7 protein-coding genes are annotated in these 7,726 nt (G+C 59.5%); 2 read left to right on the top strand and 5 right to left on the bottom strand.

Annotated features, from left to right (window positions below):
- Window positions 1-451 precede the first annotated feature (451 nt).
- From HTS88_RS21730 to ald, 4 genes are all read right to left on the bottom strand, one after another.
- Window positions 452-715, bottom strand: coding sequence for a hypothetical protein (locus HTS88_RS21730; protein ID WP_174182238.1), 264 nt, complete (start codon window positions 713-715; stop codon window positions 452-454).
- A 275-nt stretch (window positions 716-990) separates the two neighbouring features.
- Window positions 991-1,866 carry an aminotransferase class IV gene (locus HTS88_RS21725; protein ID WP_174182236.1) on the bottom strand — a complete coding sequence of 292 codons (876 nt, stop codon included), beginning with the start codon at window positions 1,864-1,866 and terminating at the stop codon, window positions 991-993.
- Between the two features lie 188 nt (window positions 1,867-2,054).
- Window positions 2,055-3,410: a type III PLP-dependent enzyme domain-containing protein gene (locus tag HTS88_RS21720; RefSeq protein WP_174182234.1), complete on the bottom strand. Its 1,356-nt coding sequence runs from the start codon at window positions 3,408-3,410 to the stop codon at window positions 2,055-2,057.
- Between the two features lie 371 nt (window positions 3,411-3,781).
- Entirely contained in the window at window positions 3,782-4,897 is a 1,116-nt protein-coding gene (gene ald, locus HTS88_RS21715) for an alanine dehydrogenase (protein ID WP_174182232.1), read from the bottom strand.
- A 118-nt stretch (window positions 4,898-5,015) separates the two neighbouring features.
- Here ald and HTS88_RS21710 point away from each other — a divergent pair, with 118 nt between their 5' ends.
- The gene (locus tag HTS88_RS21710; protein ID WP_174182230.1) at window positions 5,016-5,516 is read left to right on the top strand and encodes an Lrp/AsnC family transcriptional regulator; all 501 of its coding nucleotides are present in this window, start codon (window positions 5,016-5,018) and stop codon (window positions 5,514-5,516) included.
- A gap of 521 nt (window positions 5,517-6,037) precedes the next feature.
- On the opposite strand, the gene HTS88_RS21705 is transcribed toward HTS88_RS21710, so the two are convergent.
- On the bottom strand, window positions 6,038-6,805 hold the full coding sequence (locus tag HTS88_RS21705; RefSeq protein WP_174182228.1) for an IclR family transcriptional regulator: 768 nt from the start codon (window positions 6,803-6,805) through the stop codon (window positions 6,038-6,040).
- Between the two features lie 152 nt (window positions 6,806-6,957).
- Here HTS88_RS21705 and HTS88_RS21700 point away from each other — a divergent pair, with 152 nt between their 5' ends.
- Window positions 6,958-7,665: a CoA transferase subunit A gene (locus HTS88_RS21700; RefSeq protein ID WP_174182226.1), complete on the top strand. Its 708-nt coding sequence runs from the start codon at window positions 6,958-6,960 to the stop codon at window positions 7,663-7,665.
- Window positions 7,666-7,726: the final 61 nt, after the last annotated feature.

Genomic DNA, 7,726 nt, shown 5'->3' with positions numbered 1-7,726 from the left:
TCTAACTGTACGAATAAGCTTCCGTAAAGGAGTAGGCGCGCTTCCGGTCGAAACAATATTTCGGCAGGTCTGCCCGTTCGCGGCTACTTTGCTTCTGTGGTCGGACCGACCGCGGCCGACTGGAGCGCGGTTTGCCTTATCGAGCACGCGTGAGGCTTCTGGAATTATGCTTTTTCAGCAGCTTTACTGACTCTCTCGACACGTGGAAGTGAAAAGCCCTCCTGTCGTTCAGGTCGTCCCTTATCCGAATAATGAGTCCGTCCCAAGTTCTTGTCTCCACGGATCCGACAGCACATTGCCTAGTCTTTGCCTCTTGAAGTGACACGACGTCTCCGCGGCTGAAGCCTGTCCAGAATCAGTAGTGGATGCTGCTGGACCTCATCCTGTGGTTGTTCCTGAACGAGACACGGCAGGTCTTCTAGTTGCTTGGCCTGAAGTTCCCTCGACAGATTCAAGACAATTGGTGCGGGTAGGCTTGTCGAATCTTGGGTAAACGCCCGGCTGGTTTTTGTCGCAACAAGTCAGCTTCCTGGGTCAGTCCGTAAGCGACATCGGGACAGATGGCGACCGTGAAGGTCGTAAATTCGACCCTGGTTACCAGAATCCCGCAGCCGGTTGCTTCGTTGCGGAGCAGTGAAATGGCCCGCTCCAATTCTCGGTCCCTTGAAGCGGGGTCTTCGACAAGGATAGTAATCAGGGGCGTTGCTTGCGTCACCGGTTGCTCCTTATTGAGTCGGTTTCGGGCCCCTGGAGTGGTTGCTCCAGGGGGACGGAATTTCGTGATGGCAAGGCGATAGCAAGGGACGAATTGTCGTAGGTGGGTTTAGTCGTGGACTCGAAGGCCAGCTGATCCTAGCGAGGTACACAGCCCAGCACAGCAGTTACCGCAGGTACAGGCGCGCCACGGCCAAATGACCCGCGCAGGGGCAGCAGTCGGTGTGGAAGGAATCAGGAGCAGTTCCAGTCGCTAGTGCCTGACGTCACTCCTACCTAGTCTCGATTCAGCAGGAAGGCGTTGAACTGTTCCGTGAGGTCGGGGTCGCGCTTAATCTCTACTCCGTCCACGTGGGTGAGGGGAACGCTCATCCGTACGCTGGAGACAAGCCAAGCGGCGTCGGCGTCTAACAACGCATCTTTCCCGATCCGTTCATAGGAACCTCGCAGTCCGAGGTTTTCGCAGTGGGCGAAAATGTCGCGTTGCGTGGTCCCGTGCAGGATGCCCAACCCGGGGTCTGGGGTCAGCAGCCGGTCGCCGTGTCGGACGATCAGGGTTGACGTGGGGCCTTCCAGCAGAAGTCCGTCCGCTGTTGTAAAGACAACTTCTTGCGAGTCCTGGCGGCGTGCTTCCCGTAGCGCCGCCATATGTTGCGCGTAAGACAGGTGTTTGGCCCCGAAGAGCAGCCAGGGTTCTTCTGCTACGAGTGAACTGTGGTAGCCCTTGTTCAAGAGGATCACACGCAGTCCCTCTGTCCGCGCTGTATGGTAGTCGGGCATGTCCGAGAGGACAATCCAGGCTGCCGGGCGCCCGTTAGTTCCTGGGCCGCCGCGCGTCAGGACCAGCTTGAGCGAGTACTCCCCGGTGGGACCGGTCATGGCGGCGGTCGTCTTGACAATTCGCCGGAGTTCGTCGATATCGGGTTCGGGCAGGTCGAGCAGGCGCGCGCTCATCTTGAGCCGCTCCAAGTGAGGATCGAGTGCCTGGGCGTTTTGTTTGATTACACCGAACGTCTCGAACACGCCGTCCCCCCGTTCGGCTCCGGAGTCCAGTACTGAAATGGTCGGATCGGAGGCTGGCCGCCGGTCGATCATGGTGGTGGCGGATTTTCCGCTTAAGGGGCACTCGAAGAAGAGAGTGGTGGCTTCCACCGGTAACTCCTGTGGTTGGTGGTTGGTTTGTAGGTCAGGTAGTGATGTGCGAATGCCCGGCAATGAAGTAGGGGAGCACGGGCGCCGCTATCCGCATGCAGGACAAGCCCTGCAGGATCATCCCGTTGGGGGTTTTGCCGACTTCAGTTTGAATAGCAGGAGATCTGGTTCGTCTGGTCACGCTCCGGTTAGGTGGGAAGAGGTGCGAAGTCAGGCTCTCCTGCCTCCGCGACGATTTGCTCCATCGTCTGCGCTCGGCGGGCGATGCTCCAGCGGCGCTGTCCTGCCTCATCTGTGAACACTGCGTAGACGACCGGGCGCGCTAAAGCGTTGTAGGAGAAATGGCTGGAGAAGTAGTAACCACCCGTTTCGGGCAGGGCGATTAGATCGGATGATGTGATCATTGGCAGTGACCGTCCCACCGCGAGCATGTCGCCGGAGAAGCAGGCCGGACCGGCGATATCCTGAAGAAATGCCTCCCCGATGCGCGGAACTCCCGCGGCATCAAAGACTTCGATCCGCAGGGGCCAGTATTCAGGCATGAACACTGTGCGCGTTGCTACTTGAACTCCTGCGTGGGTGATCGCAATAGGCCGCCCTCCCGTTGACTTCGCATACTCGACTCTTGTAACCAGCGTGCCGGCTTTGGCGGTTAATGCCCGCCCAAACTCCGTGACAAGGGTGAAGCGTCCGCTGAAGAGTTCCGGAACGACGCTCTCGAGGGCGGAGCGGTGGTCTTGGAACGTGGGAGTGACTTCGTCCGATTCGAAGTTCACCGATAGCCCGCCTCCCACATCGATGCGTTTGACCTGGTCCTTACCGACCCGCTGGGCGATGGCCTCGGCCAGATCGAGGATTAGGCGGACGCCACGAGCGGTGTGCTCGAGTTCAAGACCTTGTGATCCGCTGTGGACGTGCAGTTGGTCTAGCCAGGGTCGGGCGGCGAACGCCTCGATCAAGTCCTCGCGGTGATCCCTGAGTCCAATTCCGAACTTTGAAGTCTCGGTAGCTGTGCTCATAGCGTCTATCGTTCCCGCTCCTGTCTGCGGGTTAATCCGCACGCCGATGTGCGGCGTGGGACCTTTGATGTCGGCGATGAGTTCGTCGACGCGTGCAAGCTCCTCGAAGTTGTCAACATTGAACGACACACCAAGGCGGAGGGCCATTTCGATCTCACGGCGGGTTTTGGCGGGCGAATCGAAGATGATTCGATCGGGAGCGAAGCCTGCGGCCAGGGCGAGTTCGAGCTCGCCGGGGCTGGCCACTTCACATCCCAGGCCAGCTTGTGCATAGTGTGCCAGGACAGGCCTCAGGGCGATGGCCTTGGCCGCGACTGTATGCATCGCCGGGAGAGATTTCGGATACGCAGCCTTGAGCGCGTCGATGAGTTCATCCACAGTATCGAGATCAATTACACCGCAGAGCGGTTCTTCGTCGGTGACCAGGCCCCGAAGTGCGAGCTCACCTACGATCTCCCTCCGCCGCCGACGTAGCGTCTCAGCGGCAGGAAGGATGATGCTGTCAGCGGGGGAAAAGTAAGTCATGCAGTCGGGTCCGTTCCTATGGTCTTGCTCAACATGGTGGCCCCGCCCCCGGTGGCGGTGACGGGCCGGTTTGCCGCTGGTAGTAGATCCAGCCGCTCCAGCGCGGCCGCATTCATGGAGTCTGTCTGCGCGATCGAGGAGGCGGGGAGACTCGGCACCGCCTCCATCAAGCAACAAGGTTGGTCGTCCAGAGTGACGACGCCAACGATCCCGCCTCGAACTCTTCATTATTGAGATTGTCGCTTGACTGTGACTCTCTGTCAGATCAAGAGCTGCCGCTGGATGACAGCCATTTCGGTGCCGCTCCTCCTCAGCGCCCTGGCGTTGTGTGCCTGCAAGCGTGAGGGCAGGCAGGCAGAGAACCCAAGTTTTCAGACTGTGACGAGCTCCTGCCAATCAGCGAGGACATGGCCGTGTGCATCGCTGACGGATTTGTTTGTCACCTTTCCTGCCGCCACGTTGAGGCCCGCAGCCAAGGCAGGATGGCGGTCGAAGGCGGCCTTCGCTCCTAGATTTGCCAGGGCCACCGCATAACGCAAAGTGACATTCGTCAAGGCATAAGTGGAGGTGTTCGGAACTGCGCCGGGCATGTTCGCCACGCAGTAGAAAATCGTATCGTGGACCCGGTATGTGGGTTCCTGGTGAGTTGTAGCGCGGGTGTCCTCGAAGCAGCCGCCTTGGTCCACGGCGATATCTACCAGAACTGAGCCGGGCTTCATTCGGGCCACGAGTTCGTTGGTGACCAGCTTGGGGGCCTTCGCACCTGGGATCAGGACGGAGCCGATGACGAGATCTGCATCGATGACTGCCTTCTCGATCTCGTATGAATTAGAGGCAATGGTCTTAATGCACCCTTGGTACTGAGCGTCGAGCTCGCGCAGCCGGTTGATGTTGATGTCCAGGATGGTGACGTCTGCCCCTAGGCCCCGTGCCATCGCCGCGGCGTTTGTCCCGGCTACTCCTGCCCCGAGGACGACGACCTTGGCGGGGCGGACGCCCGGGACGCCGCCCAGCAGCACGCCCTTTCCGCCGGCGGGTGCCATAAGGGAAGCCGCTCCGACCTGGACCGAGAGTCGGCCAGCCACCTCTGACATCGGGGCCAGCAGCGGCAGTGACCGCCCTTCCTGCACCGTTTCGTAGGCAATGGCCGTGACACCAGAGTCAATGAGAGCCTGCGTCAAATCAGGTTCGGCGGCAAGGTGCAAGTACGTGAAAAGGAGTAGCCCCTCACGGAAATGGCGATATTCGGAGGCTACGGGCTCCTTGACCTTCATGACCATATCCGCTCGGGCCCAAGCTTCATCAGCGGTCTCAACGATCTCAGCTCCTGAAAGCGTGTACTCCTGATCGCTAATTCCAGAGCCGGTACCAGCACCCGTCTCCACGAGCACTTCGTGGCCGTTTTCCTTGAGCTCGTGCACACCCGCGGCCGTGATAGCCACCCGGAATTCGTTGTTCTTAACTTCTTTGGGAACCGAGATGATCATGTCGAACTCTTTCTGAAGGGACTTGCTCCTACAGGAGAAATAGTGGCAGAGTCTGCGGCTGATCGTAGAGAGACCGTAGATACTGCGATGGGTGCCCGAGTATTGGATCATAATTGCAATGAAGGAGTTGATTAGCGTGACTCACCCGCAGAAACTGCATGACCTGCCTCTGGATGAACTAGACCAAAGGCTTCTGAACCTACTGTCGAACAATGCCCGGCAAACCAACCAATCTTTGTCAGAGGCCCTTGGCCTTGCTCCATCCACGTGTCTTGCCCGGCTAAAAGCTCTCAAAGCAGCTGGGGTGATAAAGCGTTTTACGATTGAAGTTGATCCGGAAGCCATGGGCATGCCACTCCAAGCCTTAGTCAGTGTCCGTTTGCGGCCCGGCGCCCGGCATCTAATGAATGCTTTCGGGAAGGACCTACGAGAGCTGCCCGAAATCAAACAGTTTTTCGTCCTGGGTGGTGCCGATGACTTCCTGATTCACATCACGGCCAGAAGCACTGAGCACATTCGGCAGTTTGTGTTGGATCATCTGTCGGCGAATCCAGCAGTGGCTGGGACGCAGACCAACCTCGTGTTTGAGCACGATTGGGGCACGGCCTCCGGACTGTAGTGGAGGAAGGTCTGATAGCAGGCTCAGCACTCATGCTCAAGCACTAGGGACGTCGGAGGGCTGGTGCACTGAGCGACGTAGTCAAACTCAGCGATGAGGATCCCAATGGCTCTACCCGAAGCGACTTGGAAAATCCCCGCCGTGCACATACTGGTTCTGGGCGCCGACGTGGCCATCATCACCAAGGGTTCTTCCGGATCACTGCTGGCAACAACCTCCCGATGCATGAGGATCCCTGGCGGTGAAATCAGATGTCCCGGATACAATCGGTGCCGGGGTTTCAAACATGGTGGCTTGATCCTGGGACTCCTTACGACGGGACCGAAAACCGGGCACCATCGGTTCTTGCGCAGCTCCAAAGGACAGCCACGATGGCCGCCGGAATAACCGTGGGTTGAGTCCGCGCGAATTCCCCAAATAGGAAAAGCGTCACCTCTGGCTATTCCGTCAGGACCTGCCTGCAACCGCCGTTACCGTCCCACTAGATGGCAAGTAAGCCCCTGCAGATGGCTTGCGGGCAATCAACGACTGATTTTTTCGGAGATGGCGTGGGCGTGGCGCAGCAGGAGACGCCCAAGTACGGGGCGTCGTTCAGGGGAGAACCGAGGTTCAATGCCCGTAATGCTTAGTGCCCACGCCGGCTGTCCTGCGCCATCGAACACTGCGGCCCCCATACCCCAGCTACCTTGGACAAGGAGCCCGGGATTGGTGGCATACCCTTCGTCGCGTGTTAGTTCGATCCGCTGCAGTATACGGTCCGCCGAGTGCTCTGGCCCGAACTGGTCCTCAAGGTGAGCACGGTCAAGGTAGCGGGCGCTGACTGCTGGCGGCAGGAATGAGAGAACCGCGAGACCAGCAGAGGCCACTCCTAAGGGGAACCGTTTGCCTTCGTAGAGCACGAACGACCGGATCGGGAAGCTGCCTTCCTGCCGCAGAACACAGACCGTCTCATCGCCACGGCGCGCGGATAGGAACGCGCTTTCACCCGTCTCTTCGGCAAGGGCACGGACATGTTCGCGAGCGAGTTCAGTGATGTCGTACCGCTCAGCGGCGACGGACCCCATCAGGTAAAGCTCAGGCCCCAGGTGCCAGCGGCCGGCTTTGGGGTCGTGATCCAGGAAGCCCTCGGCCGCAAGTGATGAAAGAAGCCGGTGGGCTGTAGGGCGTGCCAATCCGGTGGCCCGGGCCACCTCTGTCGTGCCGATACCCCGCGGCATGGCCCCACTAACGGCCCTGAGAACCTGTCCGATTCGCCCGACGACCTGCGCGCCGGGAAGCGTCTCTGCCATGTCTACATTATGGACAGTTTTTGGGCGGCTGACCACCCAGCGAGCAATACGTGGGCTAAGTAGCAATTTCCGTTGACGGACCGATGAACGCGACATAGCTTTGTGGCAGCCGGAAGGGCACCACATTGTGGACGGATAGGAACAACATACTGATGGCATCGAAAATTTGGGATAGCGCTTCGGAGGCCCTGGCGGGCACCATCCAGGACGGGATGATCCTTGCCGTTGGCGGCTTCGGGCTCAGCGGCATTCCTCGGGACCTCATCGAAGCGGTCCGCGACAGTGGCGCTCGTAATCTAACTGTGGTTTCCAACAACATGGGTGTGGATGGCAAGGGCCTTGGCCTGTTGCTGGAGAACCAACAGGTCAGCAAGGTTCTGGCATCCTATGTGGGGGAGAACAAGCTTTTTGCCGAACAGTACTTGGCGGGTACGCTCGACGTCGAGTTCGTCCCGCAGGGCACCCTGGCGGAGCGTCTGCGCGCGGGCGGCGCCGGCATCCCTGCCTTCTACACCCCAACCGGGGTTGGTACGCCCATAGCGGAGGGTAAGCCGGAGGCAGAGTTCGAAGGCCGGCGCTGCATCCTGGAGCGCGGCATTGTTGCCGACATCTCCTTGGTGCGCGCGCAGAAGGCTGACAGTGAAGGCAACCTTCGCTACCGCATGACTGCCCGCAACTTCAACCCCCTGGTTGCCGCAGCCGGACGGCTCACTATTGCCGAAGCCGAGGAGATAGTCGACGGCTATTTGGATCCGGATGAGGTCGTAACCCCGGGGGTTTTCGTCCATCGGGTTGTGCGCGTCGCCAATCCCATCAAAGACATCGAACAGCGGACAGTACGCGTCCGTGCGGAGGTATGAAGCATGTGGACTCGTGACGAAATGGCCGCCATCGCAGCAGCGGAGCTCGAAGATGGCCAGT

Origin of the sequence: Pseudarthrobacter oxydans, from assembly GCF_013314975.1 — a bacterium.
Taxonomy (GTDB): domain Bacteria; phylum Actinomycetota; class Actinomycetes; order Actinomycetales; family Micrococcaceae; genus Arthrobacter; species Arthrobacter oxydans.
Note: the sequence above shows the minus strand (reverse complement) of the source record. Positions and strands in the feature narration are given on the sequence as shown.

Bases quoted from the DNA above. Each gene is read 5' to 3' on its own strand.
- HTS88_RS21720 (WP_174182234.1), bottom strand. From the start codon at position 3,410: ATGACTTACTTTTCCCCCGCTGACAGCATCATCCTTCCTGCCGCTGAG.
- ald (WP_174182232.1), bottom strand. From the start codon at position 4,897: ATGATCATCTCGGTTCCCAAAGAAGTTAAGAACAACGAATTCCGGGTG.
- HTS88_RS21710 (WP_174182230.1), top strand. From the start codon at position 5,016: ATGAAGGAGTTGATTAGCGTGACTCACCCGCAGAAACTGCATGACCTG.
- HTS88_RS21705 (WP_174182228.1), bottom strand. From the start codon at position 6,805: ATGGCAGAGACGCTTCCCGGCGCGCAGGTCGTCGGGCGAATCGGACAG.
- HTS88_RS21700 (WP_174182226.1), top strand. From the start codon at position 6,958: ATGGCATCGAAAATTTGGGATAGCGCTTCGGAGGCCCTGGCGGGCACC.